Genomic DNA, 25,988 nt, shown 5'->3' with positions numbered 1-25,988 from the left:
AAAAATATGAAATCTGTGAATCACTTAGTGTTAACGCCGGGCAGCTTGAGCCTAGCGCAATTGCGCGAAATCAGCCGTCATAAGTTGACACTGGAACTCGCACCAGAGGCGATTACTGATATCAACACCAGTGCGCAAATCGTGCAAAAAGTGTTGGATGAAGGCCGCACCGTTTACGGCATCAACACGGGCTTTGGCTTGTTGGCCAATACCAAGATAGCGCCCGAAGATCTGCAATTGCTGCAACGTTCTATCGTGTTGTCACACGCCGCTGGCACGGGGCAATACATGCAAGATGCCACAGTGCGCTTGATGATGGTGTTAAAAATCAACTCATTAAGCCGTGGTTTTTCAGGCATTCGTTTAGAAGTGATTAACTTCTTAATCAGCTTAGTGAACGCCGAAGTTTATCCCTGCGTGCCTGAAAAAGGTTCAGTCGGCGCCTCGGGTGACTTAGCGCCACTGGCGCACATGTGTTTGCCTATGCTGGGCGAAGGCGAAATGAGCTATCGAGGCGAGTTAATTTCTGCCGCCGAAGGTTTAGAAATCGCTGGCCTTAAGCCAATCGATTTAGCGGCCAAAGAAGGACTCGCTTTGCTTAACGGCACGCAAGCGTCGACTGCGCTGGCGCTGGAAGGGTTGTTCCACGCCGAAGACTTGTTCGCAGCAAGTTCAGTGATCGGTGCCATGAGCGTCGAAGCCGCTATGGGCAGCCGTAGCCCGTTTGATCCTCGCATCCATGCGGCGCGTGGTCAGAAAGGTCAAATCGATTCGGCCATGGTCTTCCGTCATCTACTGGGTGAAGAGTCTGAGATAAGCCTAAGTCACGCTAATTGTGAAAAGGTGCAAGATCCTTACTCACTGCGCTGTCAGCCACAGGTGCTGGGGGCTTGCTTGACCCAAATTCGTCACGCGGCTGATGTGTTAGGCACCGAGGCCAATGGCGTAACCGATAATCCACTGGTGTTCCAAGACACGGGCGATATCATTTCGGGCGGTAACTTCCACGCAGAACCCGTGGCTATGGCGGCGGATAATCTGGCGATTGCGATTGCTGAACTGGGCTCTATTGCCGAGCGTCGTATCGCGCTATTGATCGATTCTAGCCTGTCAAAATTGCCGCCTTTCCTGGTGAAAAATGGCGGGGTGAACTCGGGCTTTATGATCGCCCAAGTAACGGCGGCGGCATTGGCGTCTGAGAACAAAACCTACGCTCATCCGGCATCAGTTGACAGCTTGCCAACATCGGCTAACCAAGAAGACCATGTTTCTATGGCGACCTTTGCGGCCCGCCGCTTGCGCGATATGAGCGAAAATACCCGTGGTGTACTGGCAATTGAATTGTTAGCGGCGGCTCAGGGTTTAGATTTCCGCGCGCCTTTAGCCCCAAGTGTCGCAGTAGCTAAGGCTAAAGCCGAATTACGTGAAGTCGTCGCTTATTACGATAAAGACAGATACTTCGCGCCAGATATCGAAGCCGCGACAGATTTGTTGTATACAGCGAGCTTTAACACTTATCTGCCAGCAGGAACGCTAGCCAGCTTTTAGGCGTTTGTTTTAGTTTAATGGCTGAACAGGTGTTTACTCCGCGGGAATAGGCTGCACTGAGGCGCTTTTGTTATCGCGCCCAGATTTTGCGCCTCAATGCGCTAAAAATAAGCGTTAAAAGGCAAAATTTAAGGTGCAGGCAGATTGCTTGTACCTTTTTCTTTGGTTTTTATCTGCTTTTCCTCGATCTTTGTCTTTGCCATTTTGGTGTGTTTAACACCGCAGACTCTGCACTTTTTGCCCTAATCTTTACATTGTCAGTTTTTGTGGCTGTCTATCCATCTAGAAACCGTTACCTTTGTGTTTTTATCCGCCATCATTATGCATATTTGAATGCATATAATCATTTTTAATAACCATAACTCTATGATGTGGGACAATATGGGGTTGTCATGTTGGACAAATTGTCTTTTGTGGTTTATTAGTTTTTAATTCCTTAAATTGTGCTTTTATTATCATTTGTTGGTCTTTGGTGCTTTATTTGAAATGTTTTTTGGAGTTAAGTTCTGTGGTTGTTTATTTGAGATCTTGATCTCATGTCATTATTTGTTATCTATTTCTTCTTTGGGGATAATCTTAAATTAAGTGTGGTCTTTAGTAGGACTCACTCAATCGGTTGCCATTTTTACCACAGCAACCACTAGACTCATAACGACAAGAGTGTGAGAGGACGCAATGAACAGACGCCAGTTTTTTAGACTGTGTGCTGCCGGAGCTGCCACCTCAGCAATTTCAGCGTTGGGATTGATGTCCGAAAAGGCCTATGCGGCCGTTCGAGAATTCAAACTCATTAGCGCGAAAGAAACCCGCAATAACTGCTGCTATTGCTCAGTGGGTTGCGGATTGCTGATGTACAGCAAAGGAAGTAACGGCAAAAACGCCGAACAAAGTATTTTCCATATCGAAGGGGATGCAGACCATCCAGTCAACCGCGGGGCCTTGTGTCCTAAGGGTGCTGGTCTAGTGGATTATGTGAACAGCCCTAATCGTCTTAAATATCCTGAGTACCGTGCGCCAGGCAGTAATGAATGGACTCGTATCAGCTGGACTGAAGCTTACCAACGCATCGCCCGTCTGATGAAGAATGACCGTGATGCTAACTTGATTGAAAAGAATTCTGCTGGGATGACGGTTAACCGTTGGCTTAGCACTGGGATGATGACCTCGTCGGCGATGCCGAATGAAGGCGGCTATATCACCCAGAAATTTGCACGGGCACTGGGCCTAGTTGCAATCGATACTATTGCGCGTAACTGACACTCTCCAACGGTAGCAAGTCTTGCTCCGACATTTGGACGTGGTGCCATGACCAACCACTGGATCGATATTAAAAACTCTAATTTGATCATTATTATGGGCGGTAATGCTGCAGAGGCTCACCCTGTCGGATTCGGCTGGGTTACAGAAGCTATGCAACATAACAACGCTAAACTTTTGGTGGTCGATCCTCGCTTCACCCGTAGCGCCGCTGTAGCCGATTACTATGCGCCGATCCGCTCGGGCACAGATATCGCCTTCCTGCTCGGGGTGATCCGCTATCTTATTGAAACTAAACAAGTGAACTACGACTATGTGAAGGCTTATACCAATGCCAGTTACATAGTGCGCGAAGACTTCTCCTTTAGTGAAGGTCTGTTCAGTGGTTTCGATGAAGAAACAGATAGCTACAATAAAGAGTCTTGGTACTACGAGTTAGACGAACAGGGTTACGCGAAAATCGATCCTAGCTTCGAACATCCACGCTGTGTGTGGAACTTAATGAAGCAACATGTTGAACGCTATGACTTTGAAACAGTAAGCAATATTACCGGTACGCCGATTGCGGACTATGAGATCGTTTGCCAACAAATTGGTAGCACTCATACCCACGATAGAGCCGCGACCTTTATGTATGCCTTAGGTTGGACTCACCACAGTAAAGGGGCGCAGAACATTCGCTCTATGGCCATGGTGCAGTTGCTGCTGGGTAACATTGGGGTGTTGGGCGGTGGTGTTAACGCTCTGCGCGGACACTCGAACGTGCAAGGCGCGACCGATATGGGTTTATTGTGTCAAAGCTTGCCCGGTTACCTCAAGTTACCGAACGAAAAAGACATTAATCTTAAAACCTATCTCCACAACTATACCCCTGTCGCTCTGCGTCCGGGTCAAACCAACTATTGGCAAAATTACCCTAAATTCTTTGTTTCGCAAATGAAGAGTTTTTGGGGCGATAACGCCACGGTTGAAAATGACTTTGGTTATGACTGGTTGCCGAAATGGGACAAGCAGTACGACTTTACTAAACACTTAGATATGGCTTTCCACGGCGAAGTGAATGGCTACATTATCCAAGGTGTTAACGCCATTAACTCTATGCCAAACCGTAATAAGGTACTCAAAGCCTTGAGTAATCTTAAATACATGGTGGTGTTGGATGCCTTGGCAACGGAAACTGCAACCTTCTGGCAAAATGCCGATGGCTTCAATGAAGTCAATCCCGCTGAAATCATGACGGAAGTGTTCCGTTTACCTACGACGTGTTTTGCCGAGGAAGAAGGTTCCATCGTCAACTCTGGCCGTTGGATGCAGTGGCATTGGAAGGGAGCTAACCCGCCGGGTGAAGCCAAGCCAGATGCTGAGATTCTCTCTGGCGTCTTAATGGCAATGCGTGAACTGTACAAACAAGAGGGCGGTAAGCTGCCTGAACCAGTGCACGCGATGAGCTGGAATTACCACAATCCTCACTCACCGCACGCTGAAGAAATCGCTCGCGAGCTTAACGGTAAGGATCTCGTGACTCAACGTCAGCTCAGTAGTTTTGCTGAACTGAAAGCTGATGGTAGTACCGCCAGCGCCTGTTGGATTTATGCGGGTTCTTGGACCGAAGAAGGCAACTTGATGGCTCGCCGTGACAACCATGATCCTTCCGGTAAAGGTGTTACTCCGGGTTGGGCATTTGCTTGGCCAGCAAACCGTCGTGTGCTGTATAACCGCGCTTCTTGCGATATCAACGGCAAACCTTGGGATCCAAAACGCACTATCGTCGAGTGGGTTGACGGTAAGTGGCACGGTATCGATGTGGGCGACTTCAATATGAAGTTAACACCACAGGAATCCGCTGGCCCCTTCATCATGCAACCCGAAGGTGTGGGTCGTTTCTTCGCCCTTAAATTATTGGCCGAAGGTCCGTTCCCTGAGCACTACGAGCCGATGGAGTCGCCTATTGGGTTGAACCCGTTACACAAGGTCACCAGTAACCCTGCGGTACGTATGTTACCGGGTGTGAAGGAAACCTTAGGTTCCCATAAGGACTTCCCTTATGTGGCAACTACTTACTGTGTAACTGAACACTTTAACTTCTGGTCTACGCATGCTCGTTTAGCTGCGATTTCTATGCCAGAAACCTTCGTTGAAATCGATGAAATGTTAGCGGCAGAAAAAGGTATCGCCAATGGGGATTGGGTCACTGTCAGCTCTAAACGCGGCAGCATTGAAACCAAAGCCTTAGTGACTAAACGGCTACAGCCGTTAAAGGTAAATGGCCAGTTAGTCCATACCGTCGGGTTACCCCGTCACGGCAGCCATAATGCACTCACTCGTAAGAGTTACTCCTGTAACGTACTCACCACGGAAGTGGGGGATGCAAATACACAGGTGCCTGAGTTCAAAGCATTTTTGGTTAACATCACTAAAGCGGAGGGGATCTGATTATGGCATCACAAGACATTATCCGTCGCTCCGGTACTTCAGCGGTGACGCCTGCGGCAAAGGGGCGTAATTCGTCAGAAAAGGTCGCCAAGCTGTTCGACGCCACTAAGTGTAATGGCTGTAAAGCCTGCCAAGTGGCGTGTTCTGAGTGGAATGATTTACGGGAAGAGGTAGGTACTTTCCAAGGCAGTTACCAAAATCCTATGTCGCTATCGGGCCAATGTTGGACCCTGATGGAGTTCCATGAGGTGATGGAAAGCAACAAGCTGCGTTGGCAATTTACCCACTCGGCCTGTATGCACTGTGCCGACCCTGCTTGTTTAACCGCCTGTTCGACCTCGGGCGCGATTATCCAGCACGCCAATGGTGTGGTGGACTTCGATTCGGACAAGTGTATCGGCTGCGGTTATTGCGCCAGTGCTTGTCCCTTCGATGTACCCAAAATCGATCCTAAGGATAACAAGGCCTACAAGTGCACTATGTGCTCTGACCGTTTGGCCGTGGGATTGGAACCTTCCTGCGTTAAGTCCTGTACCACAGGGGCGCTGCGTTTTGGCACCCGTGAGGACATGTTGTTCTACTCGCAAAAACGGGTCGAAGAACTGAAGGAAAAGGGCTTTGCTAAGGCAGGACTTTATAACCCTGAGGGTGTAGGTGGCACGGGCATGATGATGATATTACACGATATCGATCAGCCCGAAAGCTACAACATGCCTGATAACCCGCAGATCCCACTGTCACTCACTCTGTGGCAGGACTGGGTCAAACCTTTAGGCACTATGGGCATTCTTGCCACTGCCGCCGTCGCTTGTCTGCATAAGATCACCGTCGGTCGCAACATAGTCGAAGAAGACCAACCGGGTTATCAACCGCCAGAGGAAGAGGCTAAGCAGGAAGAGGGGGCCGACAAATGAGCAAGCATGATAAGCAAGAAATGATAGTGCGTCACAAGCTGTTCGATCGCATCTGTCATTGGTTCATTGTGGCGGTTGGCCTAGTGACATTTCTCACTGGCTTTTCCTTCTTCTATCCTTCGTTTCAATGGCTTGGGGCGATAGCGGGCACACCGCAATTGGCGAAGTTTATTCATCCCATTGCGGGCTTGATGATGTGCTTACCTTTGATGTTGATGTTGGTGCGTTACTACAAACACAACAAATGGGAAAAGCACGACCTCGCTTGGATGCTCGCCATTAAGGATGTGATGTTCGAGAACGAGGAGAAAATCCCGCCTATCGGCCATTACAACCCTGGGCAAAAGGTATTGTTTCGCGCCTTCGTGCTGACATCTATCACTTTAACGGTGACGGGAATCATCATGTGGCAGCCTTACTTTGCGCCCTATTTCTCAGCCACTGTGGTGGGTTGGGCCATTCTGTTGCACGCCATTTGTGCGCTCATCATGTTGATTTTTGTGATGGTGCATTTCTGGATGGCGACATGGGTGGAAGGGTCAGTTACAGGCATGCTTTACGGCAAAGTCTCTAAGGCTTGGTGCCGCAAACATCACCCTGTGATGCTGGATGAACATTCGGATGTGGAGAAACATTAATGAGTCATACAGCCGAGATAACTCTGGCCCAAGGCAGCGAATCGCCGCTGGAACTTAAACCGTTAAAAGCGGCAGATCCCCAAGCTGTGTACCACAGAAGGGCGCAGCGTTTGCTGTCATTGGCCAAGGACTCGCCGCTGGCTGACTACTTTGAGCTATGTCGCCGTTTGGTCTCTGTACAGGCCAAGTTAGCGCAGGAGGCTGACTTCGGTAAGCTTCTCGCTTGGGGGAAAGATGAGGCGACTCCGCTTTCCCTGTTGGGCTCAGAGGCAGATAGCTATTGGCAAGGACTGCTACAGCAACTGTTAAGTGATTTGTTGCCGCAGGTGGACGAATCCATAGCTCGGGTAGTGCGTTTGCTGATGCTGCAATCGCCAGAGCAACTGAGTTCGTGGGGGCGTTCACTACGCCAAGGGCATGTCAGTGAAGTGCCTGCCCGTTTTAGCTTATTCATCTGGGCGGCGATGGGCGTTTATTGGTCGCATTGGGCACCTATGGTCATCAAGCGGATGGATCAGCGCAAGGTGGCGCAGCAGAGTATGTGTCCCGTGTGTGGATGTCATCCGGTGGCGAGTGTAATTGTCGATCAGCCCCGAGCTGGTTTGCGCTACCTGCATTGCAGTCTGTGCGAGAGCGAATGGCATTACATTCGCGCCCATTGCACCAGTTGCGGTCAGGACAAAGAGATGACGATTTGGTCGCTAGATGATGCCAAGGCTCAAGTGCGGATCGAAAGCTGCGATGAATGTCATGGCTACACCAAGATGATGTTCGTCGAAAACTCGCCGTCTATGGATGTGGCGGCAGACGATCTCGCAACCTTGATGTTAGACAGTGAGCTAAATGCCAAGGGCTTTGGGGCCACAACACTGAACCCACTGCTACTGGCCCACGAAACCACGTAAGCCACATAGCTTAAACAAATGCGGGAGGGAGTCGGGCTTCTGATCCCTTCCTGCTTTTTATAAACAATTGGCAATAATATAAACAAAATGACACAGATGATGACCCAAGCACCTGAAACACTACAAGTTCTGTACCGAGCTTTGCCTTCAATGGATAGCCTACTTGCAGAGCCTAGTTTTGTGGTATTGCAGCAGTCCTACGGCAAAGCGGCAGTAAAGTCCGCACTGGATACCCAGTTAAAGGCGGCGCGCAGCTTAATCGGCCGCGAGCACTGTTTGCCGACATGGTGTGGCGAGCTTGCGCAATTGCACAGATGTTTGGTTGATCAACTGTCTAACGATTACAGCCACAGCTTAAAACCCGTGTGGAATCTCACTGGCACCATATTGCATACCAACCTTGGCCGAGCGCAGCAGTCAGAAGCGGCAATTCGAGCCGTGACTTCTGTTATGCGCTACCCCACACCGCTGGAGTTTGAGCTTGCGGCTGGTGAACGTGGTCACAGGGATAATGCGATCAGTGCTTTAATCCAGCGCTTAACGGGTGCCGAGGCTTGTTGTGTCGTGAATAACAATGCCGCTGCTGTGCTGTTGATGCTGTCAGCGGTGGCTGCGGGGAAAGAAGTCATAGTCTCCCGTGGTGAGTTGGTGGAAATTGGCGGCGCGTTTCGCATCCCTGACATTATGCGCCAAGCGGGCTGCACCTTAGTCGAGGTCGGCAGCACCAATCGGACTCACCTTAAGGATTATGAGCAGGCCATTACTGAAAATACCGCTGCGATAATGAAGGTCCACACCAGTAATTATCATATTAGTGGTTTTACTGCCGCAGTGGAGGAAGCAAGGTTGGGTCAGTTATGCCGCGAGCGTGGCATATCACTCATTTCGGATCTTGGTAGTGGATCACTGACGGATCTGCGCCGCTTTGGCCTAAAACAAGAACCTACGCCCCAAGCCATGCTAGCCGATGGAGTCGATCTAGTCAGTTTTTCCGGCGACAAATTATTGGGTGGCCCTCAGTCTGGTTTGATCGTTGGCAAACAGTCGCTGATTAAGAAGTTACAGAGTCATCCACTAAAGCGCGCCCTGCGTTGCGATAAGCTGATTTTGGCGGCGTTAGAAGCGACATTGATCCACTATCTTAATCCTGAAACCTTAGATATTGAGCTGCCTATTATGGCGAAATTTGCCCGTAGCCAAGAGACGTTATGGCAGATTGGTCGTCGCTTACAGCAAGCTTTGGTTCCACACTTTGAACCTTGTTATCGCATTGAGTTAGTCGAGTGCCAAACACAGGTCGGCAGTGGCTCGCAGCCCGATACTTTTTTACCCTCAGTGGCGCTGTGTTTTACTGCACTCAATGGCGGCAGTTTAAGCCTATTAGAGCAACATTTTAAGCAGGCGGCACGTCCTATCATAGGTCGCATGAGTCAGGACCAACTCAGGTTAGATCTGCGCGGTCTTGATAGTGAAGCCGAACTCCTCGCCGAGTTGAGCACTTTAGGTGTGCAGTTGTGATCATTGTGACTGCGGGTCATGTCGATCATGGCAAGAGTACGCTTATTCGTGCTTTGACTGGGATGAATACCGATCGTTTGCCGGAGGAAAAACGCCGCGGTATGACGATCGATCTTGGCTATGCGTTTATGCCGCTTAGGGATGGTTCGCGGCTTGCTTTTATTGATGTGCCCGGCCACGAAAAATTTATCAACAACATGCTGGTGGGCGTGAGTCATGCTCGGCATGCCCTGTTGGTGATGGCCTGTGACGATGGCGTAATGCCGCAAACCCGTGAGCATCTGCAAATTCTTGCGCTATTACCTTTGCACAGTTTGACCTTAGTGCTAACTAAGCGGGATTTAGTTGATAGTGGCACGGCGGCACAGCTTGTCGCCGATGGACTCACTTTGTTGGCCGAGTATGGCATTGAGGCCAGTGGTGTTTTTGAAGTGTCGGCGAATGGTACTGCCGACTTAGCATCCAATGGCGTGGCGGCGCTGAAGGCGCATATTCTTGATTTAGGTGAGCAAGAGTCAAAGCGGGCGGAGGATGCCTGCAGTTTTAGGATGACGCTCGATCGCGCCTTTAGTGTGAAAGGTGCGGGTTGTGTCGTGACTGGCACAGTGATCAGCGGCAGCGTATGCGTGGGTGATAGTCTTTTTAGCTCAGGGCAAAAGGCCAGACTCAGAGTGCGAGGCATACATTGTCAGGGACAAGAAGCCCAAAGGGCTGTCACGGGTACACGCGTAGCACTCAATTTAACGGGTGTCGGTAACCATAGGGAGCCAGAGCGTGGCGATTGGCTCAGCAGCTTGCCTCAAGCCGAGCTCTGTAGCCGACCTGTAGTGCACATTCGAGCCTTCGATTTTTTAGGCAGTGAGCCATTGGTGCATTGGCAAAATGTCCACTGTCACCATGGCGCCGATCATACTTTAGGTCGAGTTTCCCTGTTAAATGAAGCTGATGAAGAAGGCTTCTGTCTGGCGGAGTTGGTACTCGAAAAGCCGCTACTTCTATGCCAGGACGACCGAATTGTCCTGCGACACATTGGGGGTAAACAGACTTTAGGTGCAGGGCGAGTATTGGCACTGAAAGTACCCAATCGTAAAAAACGCACCCCCGAACGAGTGGCTGGGTTAGAACAATTAGCACGCTTAGATAATCCTGCCCATGTGGTGGCTTTACTCGGCCAAACTCAGGCGCTAGAGCTTGATGAAATCGCGTGGCGTTGGCAATTAACCGACGAAGGGCTGGCAATGCTATTAGCCCAAGCGGGTTTAGTCCGTTTTGGGGCATTTGCTGTAGCGACAAGTTTACTTGAGCAAGAAAAACAACAGTTTATTACTTTACTTAGCGAGTTCCATCAACAGCATCCCGATCAACTCGGGCTTGGGCGTAATCGTCTGCAGCGCATGAGCCATAGCGCTTTGCCGCCCGAATTAGCCAATAAAGTGCTCGACACGCTTTGCCAAGAAGGTCGCATGGTGCTGCGTGGTGCCTTGTTGCAGCTCGCTGAACACAAAATAGTGCTAGATGCTGAGGCTCAGCATTGTTGGCAGGCGCTTGCGCCTTGGCTTGCACAGCAAACCGCTCCTGTATGGGTCACCGAAATGGGCGAATACCTTGCGCTAGAACCTGCCAAATTAAGGCTGCTGTGTTTCCAGTTGGTGCAACAGGGGTTTATTACTGCAGTGGTGAAAGATAGGTATTTACTCAGCGAACAAATCTGTTACTACGCCAGTTTAGTGCGTACTCATATTGCAGAACACGGCAAGCTCGAAACGGCAGAATTTAAAGACATGGTTGGGCTCGGACGTAAGGTGAGTATTCAACTGCTTGAGTTCTTTGACAGAAGTGGTTTTACCCGTAGGAAGTATCGCAGTAATAGCCGAGAAGTTCGGGATGCCGAGTTGTTTTTTTCCCATGAGAATTGGCGGAAGAACATAGGAGTCGAACCTACCCAGGACTGCTGGCAGCCCTACCCGGATTTGAAATCCGGACGCCTCACCGGAGACGACGTTCTTCCAATAGAAGACTTAGGGATAGTAGAAAATGCGTAAGGATGATTCAAGGCGATTCTTATTTAGTTTATGGGTTTGTGATACAAGTCTTAAATTGTCATCAAACTAATTGTTTTTATTTGGTTTTATAGTTTTAAAGGGGCGCTATGGAATATCATTCACATGAAGTGGTGACAGAAAGAAACGTGATCTTGTTAGAACATGGGCACGCATCTGAGCTGACTGACTACTTAGCTAATGAAGTGCGGGTTGCACTGGTCTATAACGGCATAGCGCTTACCGTGATGTTGGCGAGCCCTCAAGATTTAGAAGCCTTCGCTATTGGTTTTACGTTATCTGAACGTATCGTTTCCCATATCAATGATATCAAAGGGGTGGAGCTCGAGTTCACCAGTGAAGGCGTGTTGATCCAAGTGGAAATCAACCAACGATGCTTTATGGAACTCAAGCAACAAAGGCGCAATATGGCGGGGCGCACAGGTTGTGGATTGTGCGGTGTTGCCCAGCTCGAAGAGGCCGTCAAGCCTGTGATGCGGGTGGACTCAGATGCCAGATTCAATATCGAACACTTACAGGTCGCACTTGGGCAAATTCAAGATAATCAACAACATTTTAAGCTGACGGGCGCCACTCATGCGGCCATGGGGCTTAACCATCAAGGACAGATCATCGCCGCCTATGAGGATATAGGCAGGCATATCGCACTAGACAAGCTAATTGGCGCCTTTTCCGCTCACAATGTGGAACGTCCAGTGGCCGTATTGCTCACCAGTCGCGCGAGTTTTGAGATGGTGCAAAAGGCCGCTAGTGCCAATATCCAAATTCTGTTTGCTATGTCCGCCGTGACTTCACTGGCGTTGGAATTAGCAGAGAAAAGCAATATCACGCTTATCGGTTTTTGCCGCAATGGCAGGGCAACGCTCTACACCCACGGTTATCGACTGTTGGGACAGCACTGCGCTAGCTTAGCTAAAGCCATTTAAGCGTGAGGCCACTTGAGATTGAGGTTGTCGAACGACTTCAATCATTCTGGCACACAGGTTATAAGCGCATTGCGCTTATTTTTTATAGTCTCGTTCATTAGGGTAATGACATGACATGGCAACAATTTAAACAAGAATATTTGGTCCGTTTTTGGGCGCCTATGCCAGCGGTTATCGCTGCAGGTATCCTTTCTACTTACTATTTTGGTTTGACCGGAACCTTCTGGGCTGTTACTGGGGAATTCACTCGTTGGGGTGGTCATTTACTGCAGTTTTTAGGTGCAGATCCAGAAACTTGGGGTTATTTCAAAGTGATAGGTCTGCAGGGCTCTCCTCTAGATCGTATCGACGGCATGATGATTATCGGTATGTTTGGTGGTTGTATTGCTGCTGCGCTTTGGGCCAATAACGTCAAACTGCGTATGCCACAGAGCCGTATCCGTATTGCTCAGGCACTGATCGGCGGCATTATTGCTGGCTTTGGTGCCCGTTTAGCTATGGGTTGTAACCTTGCCGCCTTCTTCACGGGTATTCCGCAGTTCTCTTTACATGCTTGGTTCTTTGCTTTGGCGACTGCGGCAGGCTCTTACTTTGGTGCAAGATTTACCTTGCTGCCGATGTTCCGTATTCCGATAAAACTGAAAAAGGTAAATAAAGCGACTTCAATCAAGCAGGACGAAAACCAAGCTAGACGTCGTTTCCGTATCGGTATGTTGGTGTTTGTAGGCATCGTCGGTTGGGGGTTATTGACTATGTTCAATGCGCCAAAACTCGGCATTGCTATGCTCTGTGGTGTTGGTTTTGGTTTATTAATCGAACGGGCCCAAATCTGCTTTACCTCAGCGTTCCGCGATATGTGGATCACTGGTCGTACTCACATGGCGAAGGCGATTATCTTAGGCATGGCGGTCAGTGCGATAGGTATTTACAGCTATGTGCAACTGGGTGTGCCACCTAAGATCATGTGGGCTGGCCCTAATGCGGTGATCGGCGGCTTACTGTTTGGTTTTGGTATTGTACTGGCTGGTGGTTGTGAAACGGGTTGGATGTATCGTGCAGTCGAAGGCCAAGTGCATTTCTGGTGGGTGGGCTTAGGTAACGTGTTGGGTTCAACCTTACTGGCGTATTACTGGGATGATATCGCTCAGCCATTAGCAACGAACTGGGACAAAGTTAATTTACTGACCAGCTTTGGCGATAAAGGCGGATTATTGCTGACCTATGTGCTGCTGGGGCTCTCCTTTGGCGCTATGTTGCTGTGGGAAAAACGTTTCTTTGCTCGCAAGGCGAAGCGTGATGAACAATTGCTAGCGGAGGCGGCGTAATGGCTCAATATATTCCAGATTATCAACTCGATATGGTGGGTGAACCTTGCCCTTATCCCGCAGTGGCTACTCTTGAGGCTATGCCAAAGTTAAAGCCCGGTGAAATTCTCGAGGTGATTAGTGACTGCCCGCAGTCTATTAACAACATTCCCCTCGATGCTAAAAATCATGGTTATAAAGTGCTGGAAATTGAGCAGAATGGTCCGACTATTCGTTATCTGATCCAGCGTTAATCACTGACTTTCGCGATTATGAAAACAAAAAAGCACAAACTTATGTTTGTGCTTTTTACTATTTCCTCAGGAAATACAATTAGCTTCCTCAGTAAAAGTTTCTTTCAGCTAATTGGGCAAATTCAGGATTAGCCTTGGCAATCTACTGGCAGATATTCATCCGGAATACCGTTGCTGCTGCAAACCCAAGTGATATTATTTTGCTCATCAACTTGAGGCGATAGATAGACTTCATAGCCTTGATAATCCCCGAGTGCTTCGCTTCCTATAAAACCGACTATGCCATCTGTGTACAGATTAAATGTCGCAATCTGCTCGTCCGTGAGTCCAAGCACATCCAATTCGGTTGGCCAAGCTTTGTTGGTTTGATAGTAACCGACTAAGATGTCAGTGATCGGTGCCAGTGCTTGATGTTGCTGGTCGATACTGGCAATGGCCAGTGCCGCATCGGGTACATTCAATGCTGCTGGTGTGGCTTCGGTCGTGGTTGGCGCCTCATAACTCGTGGCGGCACCCATCTTCTCTTGATAGTCCTTATACGCTGGCAACGCGACTGCTGCAGCAATACCAATAATCGCAGCGAAGATTATCAATCCACCGCCTGCTGTGCCTAAACGTGGCATAAAGAAGCTGAGTACATAGGCCCATGCACTGCGTGATGGCGGTGCATATTCCACTCCTTGTGCTTTGGCTTGGACTCTCGCCATGCGCTTGGTCAACCAAGGATAGCTGCCATTAAGCTCGTGCAGCGACATCCAAAAACCACTCGACTCACTGGCTTGGCGGATATATTGATCCACATTCATACGTTTCCATTGCTCGACACCAGCGGCTAACACAGCAACGGCATTTGTGGCTGAACGTAAGCTGTTGCAGCAACGTAATCCGTGGAGATCGCAGGTATATTCACAGGCGCGAGAATAAGCCGCACCCACTAAAGGTAACCAAGTGGCGAAGACTAAGAAGGGCGCTTTACCTATATGATTGCGGCGAATATGGCCTAACTCGTGACCGATATAGAAGTTGAGCGCATCTTTATCTGACTCAAGCGCATCCACAATCGATGAAAATAGCACTATATAGTTGCGACCGAGGAAGCGTGTCGCCAGTGCGTTTAACATGCCATCAGCTGCCAATAAGTAAGCGCGTGGTGGCTCGCGCATTTCTAAACGTTCGCAACACGCTAAATATTGTTTATGTAATTCAGGAAATTGCTCTGCATTGATTTCGACAGCCGTGCCTTTTAAGTAGCTGATAAAGGCGGAGTGGCTAAAGAGATAAATAATAAAAAACATCAACACATAGAGCAGCGCCATGCCAAAAGTGCCTATGATCAATGCCGCCCAGACGATCCCAGAAATAATAGCTAACAGAGTGAACAGCGATTTTTCCTTCGAATAGACAATATCTGTCATTTGAATGGGATTCTCGTTCCCTGCGGTAATAACTTGTTCCATGTTGATCCTTTTCCTTGTGAAGAGACAAACGGCGTGAAAATAGTCAATTTTACTCGAAAATTCAACCACTATCGCGTGCAAAGCAAAAAATTAACCGTTTTGTCATTAGTTTAATCAGCTATGCACAAATTGGAGTAAGTCAATTTCGCCAGGATTTTGTGGTTTTTTAGCGCTAAAGAGTCCGATTATGCAGGCGGACACAGATTGGTAAGTGGCTCTTAGTCTCTGGGCATTTTCCTCGCAGCGCACTAGAATTAGGTGTTTTCGCAGCATATCGGCTGAGGGTTAAGTCTTAAGTTAGAACCGAGATAAAAGTAAATCACATCACTATGAGTGCACTTTAAGGCATGGTTCTTCAAGGCAGAGTGCTTTGAGTCAGGCTCGGTTAAGCCTATATAGGGTTAGCTATGGCAAGCGTTGAAACAAACCACAGAAATACAAAGGAATTGAGATGGCTAAGTTAACAAATAAGATGATAAGTAATCGATTGGGTTTCAAATGGTACTGTGCCGCAGGCGTGATGGTTAGCGCGTTAAGTGCGGGAGTAATGGCGGCTAATGCACCTTCTTTTGACTGCACGAAAGTGAATGCTGGCAGCATTGAAGACATGGTCTGTAAGGATGCAGGGCTGAACCAACTTGATAATCAGTTAGCTAAGGTCTATAGCCAAGCGCTTGAAAAAGCGAAGAATGAACAACCTCCTACTTTAAAGGCGATGCAACGTGGTTGGGTGAAAGGCCGTAATGAATGCTGGAAGAGCGACGATAAGCACGCGTGTATTGAATCTAGCTATCAAACCCGCATTGCCGAACTGCAGGCACAATATCGTTTAGTAGAAATGACCGGCCCAGTGTTTTATGCCTGTGACGGCAATCCTGCTAACGAAGTGGTCGTGACTTATTTTAAAACCGAACCTGCCACCCTGATTGCTGAACATGGTGATAGTACTTCATTAATGTTTGTGCAACCCAGCGGCAGCGGCGCTAAGTATCAAGGTCGTAATGAAAGTCTTTGGGAACATCAAGGCGAAGCGAAAGTGGTTTGGGGCTACGAAGCACCAGAAATGACCTGTAAACTGGTGACCAAATAGGATTGATTTAAGGTCGCCATGAAACAAGCTCTAGTGCATATCGCCTTAGTCGTAAGAGATTACGACGAGGCGATTGATTTTTATGTGAATAAATTAAAATTCGAATTAGTCGAAGACACTTATCAAGCCGAGCAAGATAAGCGCTGGGTCGTTGTTGCCCCACCGGGTTCTAAGGGCGCTTCTATCTTGTTAGCGCGGGCGTCTAAACCTGAGCAGTTCGATTTTATCGGTAATCAGGCGGGTGGTCGGGTGTTTTTATTTTTAAATACCAATGACTTTTGGCGTGATTATCGCCGTATGGTCGCCGATGGCGTGGAGTTTGCGCGCGAGCCGCAAGAACAAGACTATGGCACAGTCGCTGTGTTTAAAGATCTCTACGGTAACTTATGGGATTTACTGCAATTGAACCCGAATCATGTCATGGCTAAGCGAATGAGTTAAGATTCAGTATTTCGTATGAATTACCGCGCAAGCTATTTAATGGGGTCAAACACTGGGAATACTCTTTGTGTTTGACCTCTGTTAAGTTCGTTTAAAATTCTCAGTTATTGATCATTTTTATTGGGAATTCACTGTAAATTTCAATTTATTCTTGTGGAACGGATAGATTTTATAATGGATCGGCCAATGCCATTATGTTTTTATTCAAAATTAAATATCTATCGAATAAATTATTCTTTGGTTTTTATAATTACCCATTCACTTTTTTCGTACTTTAGTATTTAACTCACATTTAAATTAATGAGCGTCAGTTTTTGTTGACAGTTTTATACGTCACTTATTTGCATAGGCGATTATTGTCACTTAGCTTCTTTAATGTTCTCTAGCTATAAAAATTTAGTCGTGAATATCATTACGTCTAAAGCAAGCTGGCATTTGAAAATAATATTTAATCTGAGTGACTTACTAAAGGAATCTGATAAGTATGAATTTTTTTAAAATACGTTGCACGGCATTATGGATAGGCCGCGCGTTAAGTGTCTCCGCGATAATAGCGTTACCATCGTTCGCATCTGATATGCCAACCAGTCAGTATCATATTGATGCAGAAGAAATGAAAATGGTAGATATGCCTAGTGTGTTACTGCCATTTAATAATCTGATGTTTTTATATGGCGTAGATGCATCGCAGTTTGATTTAGCTGACTTTATTTACGTCAATGTTCCTGATTTAATCGATAAAGAAGAGGCGATTACGCATTGGGCTGGATATTATAGTATTAACCCCAAAGTCATACTGACTTTGATGGAAATGCAATCTCAGTTAATTTCGTCTCCGACAGCTGAAGCGCTTAACCGACCTTTGGGAACATTATCGGATAAACAGGGTTTTGAGGAACAACTCCAAGATGTATTGGCTCAGCTATCACAACGTTTTTATGCCTATGAAGAGTCTCAATTAAAAGGCCTATACCCGCCAAGTACCTACGCAGTTAACGCATCGAGTTTCGCATTATTGGCTTTGTTAAACGGTCGTAGGATAGAGCAACAGCAAGATGCCGTTATGACGGGTGAGCACGCTTTGGGATTGGACCCATTCATTGAGCAGTTTAGATTATTATTTGGCAATACTGACCGTGAGTTGTTAATGAGTTCAGTTGCTAAAAATCCGCTTGTAGCTGATTCAATTCAGTCGATGCAACAAGTCGTCCCATTGGCGAATATTACCGCGAGTAGTCTGCCACCCAGTAACATGCTGCAAATGCCTTGGCGACAGGGATATTCATGGCAATCCAATGGTGCTCATTCGCATACTGGGTCTGGCTATCCGCTATCATCAATCGATGTATCCTACGATTGGCCACAATGGGGGAGTCCGACTTATTCGGTTGCTTCCGCACATGATGGGACTGTCAATGTGTTGTCTCGCTGCCAAGTACGGGTGACAAATGCTAACGGTTGGGCGACTAACTATTATCATATGGATCAAATTACAGTGCGTAATGGTCAATATGTAAACCAGAATACCGTGATGGGCATTTATGCAAATAATAAAAATGCAGCCTTGTGTGAAGGTGGGAGTTCAACTGGGCCACATTTGCATTTTTCTTTATTAAAGGATGGCCGCCATGTGTCGTTGCAAGATGTACATTTTGGACAATATAGAATCAACATTGGTAGTTATAACTATGACAATAACTGTAGTCGTTTCAATCTGTTTGATGTAAGTAACAATCGTACAATGTGCGCTTGGGCGCCGCTGTATAATGCTGGAAGTCTCTAATCAATGATAGAAAGCCCCTCAATCGAGGGGCTGATATAATGCGAGGAAAACCGTTGCTCGCTAAGCTAGCTGAATCCTCAAATTGTTTGGATATCCCTGTTTAAATTCTTGAATACCGGTGGTTTTTGGCGGGATTGTCAACGTATGGTCGCCGATGGCGTGGAGTTTGCGCGCGAGCCGCAAGAACAAGACTATGGCACAGTCGCTGTGTTTAAAGATCTCTACGGTAACTTATGGGATTTACTGCAATTGAATGATGAACATCCTATGGCTCACAGGTTAGCGTATCGGGAGCCAGGATTAGAAGTTAACCCCTAATCCTAAGGTGTAGCTGGTATCTCTCGTATTGCCTATCACTGTTTTAGTGTCGTTGAAGTCATATTTAAATGACAAATAAATCCGCTGAGTTAGCAGATATTTAAGTCCTACTGTCGAGTTTGAGATGTAATCAATCGAAGGCATATCTGGGAAGGCAATTTGCAGATCGGCATAGGACTCTAAAATGCCACCAAACCAATATTGTTTATAGTTAAGTGAGGCCGCCCAAGCATTTAGTTCTAGTTTAAAGGACTGTTGTTCAAGCCAAAAATGGTTGTAGGTTACGACGAAGTCTAATTTATCGCGCCCAGCACCCCAAAAGCGATAACCAGGACCGAGCCCCGCATAATAACTATGGCTATCGATGCCGAGTTTATCTTCTTCATAAAAATCTTCCTGACGTAACAGCCAATGCTCATTGAGCAGATAGTCTAATGAATAATGTCCTTCGAGGGTGTTGCGCTTAGTCACGTCATCTTCGGTTTCGTAGCGCACTTCGGTCTTGATATTATGTCGCCATTGCAAGGTTTCCGCTGTGATATCGCCTTTGATATGTAGCTTCTGACTATTTTTCTTGTTTTTGGTGACATCAAGTGTGGTTTCTACACTACCGTTAAAATTCCAATCTGAGTTTGCATAGTGCTGCGAGAATCTCAACTCACTCACGGGAGTGTGCTGGTTATTAATTAATACCATGCCATGTTCATTAGAGGCTTGAATACTTATGTCCTGTATGGAACGACTGACACTCCAAGGTCTAGTATCTGTGACTTCGAGGCTGAGAATAGCACTGCGTTGAATGGTAATTTTAGGGGTATAACTGGTGTTGATGATGAGATTTTGATCGTTAAACTCTTTAATTTCACCGCTAATTTTATCGCCATTGAGCAAAAAAACTGTGTCGGCATAACACAAGGGGCTGACACTACAGAGCGTAGCAACAAGGTACAATGCTGGATTGGATATCAGATTATGCATCTTGCTCGTGGGCTCAAAATAAAGGGAGAGTAAGTGTTGTCATTCTACTCGAACACAGGCTCTACAAAGCAATAACATTTGATAAAAGTGTTGATAAGGGATTGAAAACGGGTTCGCAATCCCTTACTTCTTTGCCTGTTAGCGTGAGTTAATTTCGGTTATTTTGAGGTTAATGAGCTGCTTCTGCCATTGGGATTTATCTATGCCTTCGACCCAAATGACGCTGCTTTTACGCTGTTCGCCTTTGCGTAGATAGGTCTCAGGCATGCGGAAAATGGCTTCCCACACTTCGAGTTTTTCGGTTTTGAGCAAAGTACCATTATCGGCGAAGAAGCTAGCTTCAACTTCAACTAAGGTAACGTGTTCATTGCTGGTGCTGGCGAGATCGAAGCTGAGTCCGAGTTTGTCGCCTTTCCATTGACCTTCAGCAAAGCTGACTTTGATCCCATCTTTTGCCGTTGAGCCTAATAGCTCAGGTTGGGTAATCGCAGTGGCGGTCAAGGTGGTGACTGGCGCAGCAACAGTTTGAGTGGTAACTGCGGCACTTGGGACACTGGCAATATTGCTCGATGCACTTGCTACGGCTGCAGTGGCTAAGGCATTGGGCGCTGCTTTGGTTTCAGTGATCACGTATTCCCAGGTAAAGTCGTCTTTGAGTCTGACTTGGGCGCCATTTTCTAGGGTGATATTGGCTACGTCGGCCGCCATAACCGATGATGTTAGCAATAACAATGAGCTAAGTGCGCTAAGGCGTAATGAAGTGTGCATTAATTTTCTGGCTCCGATATCCGTCTGAGTCAATATTCTGCCCTAACATAAACAATTTGCCGCATGTTAGTCACTGTCTAAGTCGTGTTTTGATGAATAAAGTGGATTAATGGCGAGATTTTAACGCTAGTACAGATTGAGCTAGCTGACTGTGGCACTATTAGATAGGTGTACATGAGCGGTATGCTCAATGAATAAAGTAACAGGAGATTAAGATGCAGATGAAACATGGAATTTATGGCTTAGTGATTGGATTGGCATTTAGCACTGTCACTTTGGCTGCTGAAGCACCGAAAGTGGGTTGCGCGGCGAAATTAGATGCCATTAGTGCCGAACTTGCCCAAGCAAAAGCGGCAGGTAATAAGCATAAAGTCGCGGGACTTGAAAAGGCCTATGACGAAGTTTCAACCCATTGCGACGATGATAGCTTATACGCCGAGCGAGTCGCTAAAGTTGAGGCTTTAGAGGAAAAACTCACCGAGCGCCAAAACGAATTGGCCAAAGCCATAGAAGAAGGTCGTTCTATGGATAAAATCAACAAGAAACGCAATAAAGTCGCCGAAGTCGAGGCTGATCTTGCTAAGGCGCGAGCCGAGCTAACGCAATAAATAGCTCAAGCCCAATCGCTAGGAGCTTAGCCCGCGTAACCTATGCTTAAAATAGTGGATTCTGTGCTGGAGTTATAACCGGCACTCAGTATGAAGTGCTCAGTGATTCGATATCTTAACCCAGCTTCTGCGCCCCAACGGGTCGTTTTATCTTCTTCCCATGTGGGTTTGCCATCGACAATTTTGGGTGAAATGTTATTCGTGTAAGACACTGTGCTGATATAGCCACTGCCGCCGGCATAAAAGCTTAAATCTGCCGTTAAGCTGTAGCTTAAGCCTAAGCGGAAGAGGCTTTCTTGGCGATAGGACTGCGCGGGTTCTGGCACGATAATATCGGTTTCACGACTGCGGGCATAGCCTAGGTAATAACCCCATTGTTGGTAATTATTATCGAAATGATAGGGGGCGATTGTAATGCCATAGAGATTATCTGTGGCGGGAATATAATCGAGCATAAGGGCGATATAAGGTGCATTGGCAGTTTCGTCTGATTTATCTGGCCTAACTAATTGCTTAGAAGTGCTATATTCGGCCGCTTGAAGCGGTTGGCATAGGCTCAGGAGTCCAATGCTAAGACAGGCTAGCGTATATGAATGACGACACATGGGATGGTTTCCTTAGGGATAGGGGAAATATTGTTCATTTTCCTGTGTGCGGGGTCAATTCAAAATGCTAAAATCTCTTTTAAAATAAGTATTTGTAAATATTTTGTGTTTTGATTTGAGTGTTTTCTAGGGTGGCATTTAACCGAGGTCAACTCGGCAGTTACCTTTGTATGGGTTTGTTGCGCTAGCGCCTACGTTGGAGTGAAATTGTGGATCAGGAAATAAGGCTCGAAATTTCGGCATGGTTAGCGGGCTTTGGGATTGATAGCCAACCCTCTGATGGAATATCGACCACAGTTATGGTCATTGCTTGCTTACTGTTAGCGAGCATCGCTTATTTTATTGTCCGACGCGTGGTGATTCGTGCGGTGAATATGGTAATCCTGCGCTCTAAGGCGACGTGGGACGATGTATTCATGCGTTATAAGGTGCTTGAAAAGCTGGCCATGCTTGTGCCCGCTATCGTACTTAATCTATTAGTGCCAATCGCGCTGACTGAGCATCCACTGCTAAGCGGGCTAGTCGACCGATTACTGAGTATTTGGTTAGTGGTGCTGATTATCCGCGCTATGTATGCAGGTATGGATGCGGTTGATGAAATTTCAGATGTGAATCTGGTGAGTCGGCGCTTGCCTGTTAAGAGTTTCGTACAGTTAACTAAGCTATTTTTATTCTTTGTTGGGATTATCGTTTCTATCTCAATCTTGGCCGATCAATCACCTGTGTACTTCCTCAGCGGCTTAGGTGTGGCAACGGGTTTTGTGATGTTAGTGTTCCGCGACACTATCTTAGGTTTTGTGGCGGGCATTCAGTTAGCGGCTAACCGTATGGTGAGTAAAGGCGACTGGATCCAGATGGATAAATACGGCGCCGACGGTGCGGTAGAAGAAGTCTCGCTGACCACGGTGAAAGTGCGCAACTGGGACAAAACCATCACTATGATCCCTGCTTATGCCTTAGTGTCGGATGCGTTTCGCAACTGGCGGGGTATGTCTGAGTCGGGCGGTCGCAGGATCAAACGCGCGATCAATATCGATATCAACAGCATAAAGTTTTTGACCGAGGAAGAGCGCGAACGTCTCAGTAAGATCAATTGCTTAAAAGAATATTTCCCCGCAAAAATAAACGAAATTCGTGAGTCGAATGCCAGAGTGTCGGATCTCGATATGAAAGTGAACGGCCGCCATTTGACTAACGTCGGCACTTTCCGCGCTTATCTGCAGGAATACCTACAGCGTCACGATAAAGTCCACAAGGATATGACCTTAATGGTTCGCCAATTAGCGCCGACCACAGAGGGTCTACCGATCGAGATTTATATCTTCACTAACGACACTCGCTGGGCATTTTATGAAGCGATACAAGCGGATATCTTCGACCATGTTTTTGCAATATTGCCTGAGTTTGGTCTGCAGGCGTTCCAAGCGCCAACAGGCAATGATATTCGCAGTTTAAAGTCGGTTAAGGTCGACTAGTTTGATGACTGTTGATTTAGTTTCGAGAGACAAGAATCGCGGCTAAGGTGATAAATACACCGCCGCTGGTTCTGTCAAACCAATGCAGCTTGTTGCTCGCCTTTAGGCTGGGCGCAAGCACATTGGCCATACAGGCATAAATCATCACAAAGCTAAAATCCACCACGGCCCAAGTGATGGCAAGGATGGTCAGTTGCGGTAATTGCGGCGCGGCAAGATTGATAAATTGCGGAAACAAGGCGGCAAAAAACAGTAAATCCTTCGGATTACTGATCCCCACTAGAAACGCCTGCTTATAAAGCTGCGCAGGCGTACCTTTGCCCTCTGACGGGCTAACTTCAAGGGCTTGAGCTTGGTTTTTCGTCAATAACAGCTTAATACCTAAAAATACTAAATAGGCCGCGCCGCACCATTTGAGCAGGGTAAAACCGTATTCTGAGGCGCTAATAATCGCCCCCAGTCCTGCCGCTGACGCCATCATTAAGATTAAAGCGGCGCTAACACTGCCAAGGCCTGTGGCTATGCTGCGCATCTTGCCGAAGTGGATCCCATGGGACATAGACAACATAGCGATAGGACCGGGTGAAATCCCAATTAATACAATGGCAAATAAATAGAGTAACCAGGTTTCGGGTTGCATATTTGCTGCTCTAAATGGAATAAATGTTAATATTTGGCACTCGCTATAAAATCAGGGATCACCTTGGGATGACGGCCTTTAATGGTGCGATAGAAGCTCAAAATCTCTTGCATGTCGGTCACGATATCGTCACTTGGTTGCAGTGGTGTGCGGATAACGACAGTGCGGCGGCTAAAATCTAAGCCAACGGGTGTAATGGGTACTTGGGCCTTGCTGGCTATATGATAAAAGCCGCACTTCCAGCGCGTCACTGGGCCGCGGGTGCCTTCTGGCGCTAGCGCTAACTTGTAATCGGATTTTGACTCAAACAGCTGCACGGCGGCATCGACTAAGTTGTTGTTCTTGCGCCGATCCACCGGACGGCCGCCAATGGCGCGGAAAAACCAGCCCCAAGGCGGGATAAAGAGTTGGTGTTTGCCGAGAAAGTGAATGCGGATACCTAGGGCGCCACGGGCTAAAATGCCGACAATGAAGTCCCAGTTACTAGTGTGCGGTGCAACTATGATGATGTATTTAGCACAGTCGGGCAGTTGGCCTTCTATCTGCCAGCCTGAAGTGTTAAGTAGCCAACGGCAAAGTGGTGTAAACATAGTTCGGTGCCCAGAGTCGAAAAATTAATAATATCATCAGCTTTTTTAGATTTTAAACTGGCTTAAACAAGATAGTCTGTACTGAATTCGGTATAGTACAGTTTAACCTGATTGATTGTGGGGGAACGATACTATGTTGAAAAATGGACTATTAAACAAGGTTATCTGGCAGCGTGTTTTTGCGGCACTGTTACTCTTGCTGACTTGTCATGTTAATGCGGTGCCGACGGATGAAATTACGCAGATGCTCAAAGGCCAAGAAGACGCCTGGAATCGCGGCGATCTCGATGCTTATATGCAAGGCTATTGGAAGAGTGATCAACTGCGTTTTGTCTCTAATGGTAAGTTTCGTTTTGGCTGGGAAGAAACTCTCGCTGCCTATAAGAAAAATTATCCAAATAAAGAAGCGCTTGGTGAACTGAAGTTCACTATCAAAGAAATCAAAATGCTCAGTAATTACGCCGCTATGGTTGTTGGGCGCTGGGATTTACGGCGGATAAAAGATGCCCCAACGGGCGTGTTTACTCTGTTGATTGAAAAAATCGACGATCGTTGGGTGATCACTATGGACCACAGTTCAGACTAAACCGTGTCCTTTACACTCAGTGCTGCACTGCAGTTCAAATTAGATTTGCGATAATAAACAGTCTGGTTTGGCTGGCGGCTCGGCGGGCAGGGTTAAATGGAAATCCTGCTGTCCAAGCTGTCTACCTTTGCCATCGTATCTCACTTCGGTGAAATGCATACCGCCCTCAGCATCTTCAAGCAGAATGCTGGTGGAGCGGGTGCCATAGTCGGGGTGACGAATATAAATCGCAGCTAAACGCCGTTCCCACTCGATCCCGACTCCCGTATTAGGCAGCTCATTATCTTGCGGCTGGGAATCGTCTTTCATTAGTTGTAACAGTACTTGCACTTCTATACTGCTGGACTGGCTGATTGCCGCTTCTAACGCCTGCTGTCCCTTCGCCATTTTCGGCCAAATATCATCGAGTGCACCATTGCTAATGGCATGAAATCCATCGGCAAGTTTTACTGTGTCTTTATTGATACTGTTAAAACAATATAAGTCAGTGCCTTGGCCGAAGATGAGATTGAACGGCTGATAATTGTCGCTATGTTCAACGAGCCAATTAGGGCACACGAGCGACCCTGAGTTGAGCGTCATAGTAATTAGCTCGCCACGACTACGCATGGCTTCAGGGTTCTTTTGCGGAACGCGCAGATTGGTTATGCCTGCGATTTGTCCTTGTTTATTGATGCCAAACCAAGTGCCACCGGCCTGCAGATCTTTACCCGCGAGTATGTTTTCTTCCGGCGGCCAAAAATGCGCTGGCGCAGTTGGTCTATGATGAAACTCATCGCGGTTGGCGCAGATGATTAAGGGATACTTAGGATGGGCATTAATGGCGACAAAGAGTATGCACATAGCAGGCTAAATTAATCCAAAGGTAGATTAACTTAGCCTGTCTGCTCAC

Annotated in this window: 22 protein-coding genes, 1 tRNA gene and 2 pseudogenes; 17 read left to right on the top strand and 8 right to left on the bottom strand. The window is 47.3% G+C overall.

The genetic code is table 11. From position 1 onward, the window contains the following. Window positions 1-6: 6 nt before the first annotated feature. From hutH to selB, 7 genes and pseudogenes are all read left to right on the top strand, one after another. A complete protein-coding gene (gene hutH, locus L5L91_RS16100) occupies window positions 7-1,548 on the top strand; it encodes a histidine ammonia-lyase (protein WP_113941242.1) in 1,542 nt (513 codons plus the stop codon). Between the two features lie 675 nt (window positions 1,549-2,223). After that, window positions 2,224-5,238 carry a formate dehydrogenase-N subunit alpha gene (gene fdnG, locus L5L91_RS16095; RefSeq protein WP_173496974.1) on the top strand — a complete coding sequence of 1,005 codons (3,015 nt, stop codon included), beginning with the start codon at window positions 2,224-2,226 and terminating at the stop codon, window positions 5,236-5,238. 2 nt (window positions 5,239-5,240) lie between these two features. Next, window positions 5,241-6,152 carry a formate dehydrogenase subunit beta gene (fdxH, locus tag L5L91_RS16090; RefSeq protein WP_275956790.1) on the top strand — a complete coding sequence of 304 codons (912 nt, stop codon included), beginning with the start codon at window positions 5,241-5,243 and terminating at the stop codon, window positions 6,150-6,152. Next, entirely contained in the window at window positions 6,149-6,790 is a 642-nt protein-coding gene (locus L5L91_RS16085; RefSeq protein WP_011982054.1) for a formate dehydrogenase subunit gamma, read from the top strand. Before fdxH ends, L5L91_RS16085 begins: the two co-directional genes overlap by 4 nt. Further along, the gene (gene fdhE, locus L5L91_RS16080) at window positions 6,790-7,695 is read left to right on the top strand and encodes a formate dehydrogenase accessory protein FdhE (protein WP_263237112.1); all 906 of its coding nucleotides are present in this window, start codon (window positions 6,790-6,792) and stop codon (window positions 7,693-7,695) included. Before L5L91_RS16085 ends, fdhE begins: the two co-directional genes overlap by 1 nt. Window positions 7,696-7,791: 96 nt before the next feature. Then, window positions 7,792-9,213, top strand: coding sequence for an L-seryl-tRNA(Sec) selenium transferase (gene selA / locus L5L91_RS16075; RefSeq protein WP_263237111.1), 1,422 nt, complete (start codon window positions 7,792-7,794; stop codon window positions 9,211-9,213). Continuing rightward, window positions 9,210-11,057 (top strand): annotated as a pseudogene (gene selB, locus L5L91_RS22740) (selenocysteine-specific translation elongation factor); the annotation flags it as partial. The gene selA and the pseudogene selB, both read left to right, overlap by 4 nt. 69 nt (window positions 11,058-11,126) lie before the next feature. Here selB and L5L91_RS16065 read toward each other — a convergent pair. Next, window positions 11,127-11,221, bottom strand: a tRNA-Sec gene (locus L5L91_RS16065). Between the two features lie 141 nt (window positions 11,222-11,362). Between L5L91_RS16065 and fdhD the strand changes: the two genes are divergently transcribed. The 3 genes from fdhD to yedF all read left to right on the top strand — a co-directional run bounded on the left by fdhD (window position 11,363) and on the right by yedF (window position 13,757). Continuing rightward, window positions 11,363-12,199, top strand: a complete 837-nt coding sequence (fdhD, locus tag L5L91_RS16060; RefSeq protein WP_263237107.1) for a formate dehydrogenase accessory sulfurtransferase FdhD — start codon at window positions 11,363-11,365, stop codon at window positions 12,197-12,199. Between the two features lie 110 nt (window positions 12,200-12,309). Continuing rightward, complete coding sequence (gene yedE, locus L5L91_RS16055; protein ID WP_263164090.1) at window positions 12,310-13,524, top strand: selenium metabolism membrane protein YedE/FdhT; 1,215 nt, start codon at window positions 12,310-12,312, stop codon at window positions 13,522-13,524. After that, complete coding sequence (yedF, locus tag L5L91_RS16050) at window positions 13,524-13,757, top strand: sulfurtransferase-like selenium metabolism protein YedF (RefSeq protein ID WP_107946196.1); 234 nt, start codon at window positions 13,524-13,526, stop codon at window positions 13,755-13,757. The genes yedE and yedF overlap by 1 nt, the downstream gene beginning before the upstream one ends. 128 nt (window positions 13,758-13,885) lie before the next feature. Here yedF and L5L91_RS16045 read toward each other — a convergent pair whose 3' ends face one another. Further along, on the bottom strand, window positions 13,886-15,214 hold the full coding sequence (locus L5L91_RS16045; RefSeq protein WP_113941250.1) for a M48 family metallopeptidase: 1,329 nt from the start codon (window positions 15,212-15,214) through the stop codon (window positions 13,886-13,888). A 451-nt stretch (window positions 15,215-15,665) separates the two neighbouring features. Between L5L91_RS16045 and L5L91_RS16040 the strand changes: the two genes are divergently transcribed. The 4 genes and pseudogenes from L5L91_RS16040 to L5L91_RS16025 form a co-directional block, all read left to right on the top strand. Then, complete coding sequence (locus tag L5L91_RS16040) at window positions 15,666-16,304, top strand: MliC family protein (RefSeq protein WP_263164089.1); 639 nt, start codon at window positions 15,666-15,668, stop codon at window positions 16,302-16,304. 18 nt (window positions 16,305-16,322) lie between these two features. Then, a complete protein-coding gene (locus L5L91_RS16035; RefSeq protein ID WP_263164088.1) occupies window positions 16,323-16,745 on the top strand; it encodes a VOC family protein in 423 nt (140 codons plus the stop codon). 484 nt (window positions 16,746-17,229) lie between these two features. Next, the gene (locus tag L5L91_RS16030; RefSeq protein ID WP_263164086.1) at window positions 17,230-18,528 is read left to right on the top strand and encodes a M23 family metallopeptidase; all 1,299 of its coding nucleotides are present in this window, start codon (window positions 17,230-17,232) and stop codon (window positions 18,526-18,528) included. A 96-nt stretch (window positions 18,529-18,624) separates the two neighbouring features. Next, window positions 18,625-18,846: pseudogene (locus L5L91_RS16025) on the top strand (VOC family protein); the annotation flags it as partial. Here L5L91_RS16025 and L5L91_RS16020 read toward each other — a convergent pair. Beyond that, a complete protein-coding gene (locus tag L5L91_RS16020; RefSeq protein WP_105250958.1) occupies window positions 18,829-19,824 on the bottom strand; it encodes a DUF481 domain-containing protein in 996 nt (331 codons plus the stop codon). The pseudogene L5L91_RS16025 and the gene L5L91_RS16020 overlap by 18 nt on opposite strands. A gap of 138 nt (window positions 19,825-19,962) precedes the next feature. Beyond that, on the bottom strand, window positions 19,963-20,592 hold the full coding sequence (locus tag L5L91_RS16015) for a DUF3157 family protein (protein ID WP_105250959.1): 630 nt from the start codon (window positions 20,590-20,592) through the stop codon (window positions 19,963-19,965). 215 nt (window positions 20,593-20,807) lie between these two features. On the opposite strand from L5L91_RS16015, the gene L5L91_RS16010 reads away from it, so the two are divergent. Continuing rightward, on the top strand, window positions 20,808-21,200 hold the full coding sequence (locus tag L5L91_RS16010; RefSeq protein WP_105250960.1) for a DUF1090 domain-containing protein: 393 nt from the start codon (window positions 20,808-20,810) through the stop codon (window positions 21,198-21,200). Between the two features lie 26 nt (window positions 21,201-21,226). On the opposite strand, the gene L5L91_RS16005 is transcribed toward L5L91_RS16010, so the two are convergent. Further along, complete coding sequence (locus L5L91_RS16005; RefSeq protein ID WP_219235484.1) at window positions 21,227-21,805, bottom strand: porin family protein; 579 nt, start codon at window positions 21,803-21,805, stop codon at window positions 21,227-21,229. A 209-nt stretch (window positions 21,806-22,014) separates the two neighbouring features. On the opposite strand from L5L91_RS16005, the gene L5L91_RS16000 reads away from it, so the two are divergent. Further along, window positions 22,015-23,280: a mechanosensitive ion channel family protein gene (locus L5L91_RS16000; RefSeq protein WP_105250962.1), complete on the top strand. Its 1,266-nt coding sequence runs from the start codon at window positions 22,015-22,017 to the stop codon at window positions 23,278-23,280. A gap of 16 nt (window positions 23,281-23,296) precedes the next feature. Here L5L91_RS16000 and L5L91_RS15995 read toward each other — a convergent pair whose 3' ends face one another. Beyond that, window positions 23,297-23,920 carry a LysE family translocator gene (locus tag L5L91_RS15995; RefSeq protein ID WP_263237105.1) on the bottom strand — a complete coding sequence of 208 codons (624 nt, stop codon included), beginning with the start codon at window positions 23,918-23,920 and terminating at the stop codon, window positions 23,297-23,299. Window positions 23,921-23,946: 26 nt separating this feature from the next. After that, window positions 23,947-24,510 carry a lysophospholipid acyltransferase family protein gene (locus tag L5L91_RS15990; protein ID WP_173496986.1) on the bottom strand — a complete coding sequence of 188 codons (564 nt, stop codon included), beginning with the start codon at window positions 24,508-24,510 and terminating at the stop codon, window positions 23,947-23,949. A gap of 133 nt (window positions 24,511-24,643) precedes the next feature. Between L5L91_RS15990 and L5L91_RS15985 the strand changes: the two genes are divergently transcribed. Continuing rightward, window positions 24,644-25,096 carry a YybH family protein gene (locus tag L5L91_RS15985; RefSeq protein WP_105250965.1) on the top strand — a complete coding sequence of 151 codons (453 nt, stop codon included), beginning with the start codon at window positions 24,644-24,646 and terminating at the stop codon, window positions 25,094-25,096. A 39-nt stretch (window positions 25,097-25,135) separates the two neighbouring features. Here L5L91_RS15985 and L5L91_RS15980 read toward each other — a convergent pair whose 3' ends face one another. Further along, window positions 25,136-25,939 (bottom strand): NRDE family protein, encoded by an 804-nt coding sequence (locus tag L5L91_RS15980; RefSeq protein ID WP_173496987.1) that lies wholly within the window; start codon window positions 25,937-25,939, stop codon window positions 25,136-25,138. Window positions 25,940-25,988 lie beyond the last annotated feature (49 nt).

Origin of the sequence: Shewanella sp. SM55 (genome assembly GCF_025654025.1) — a bacterium.
Taxonomy (GTDB): Bacteria; Pseudomonadota; Gammaproteobacteria; order Enterobacterales; family Shewanellaceae; genus Shewanella; species Shewanella oncorhynchi.
The sequence above is the reverse complement of the archived record's forward strand: the minus strand, read 5'-3'. Positions and strand labels throughout refer to the sequence as shown.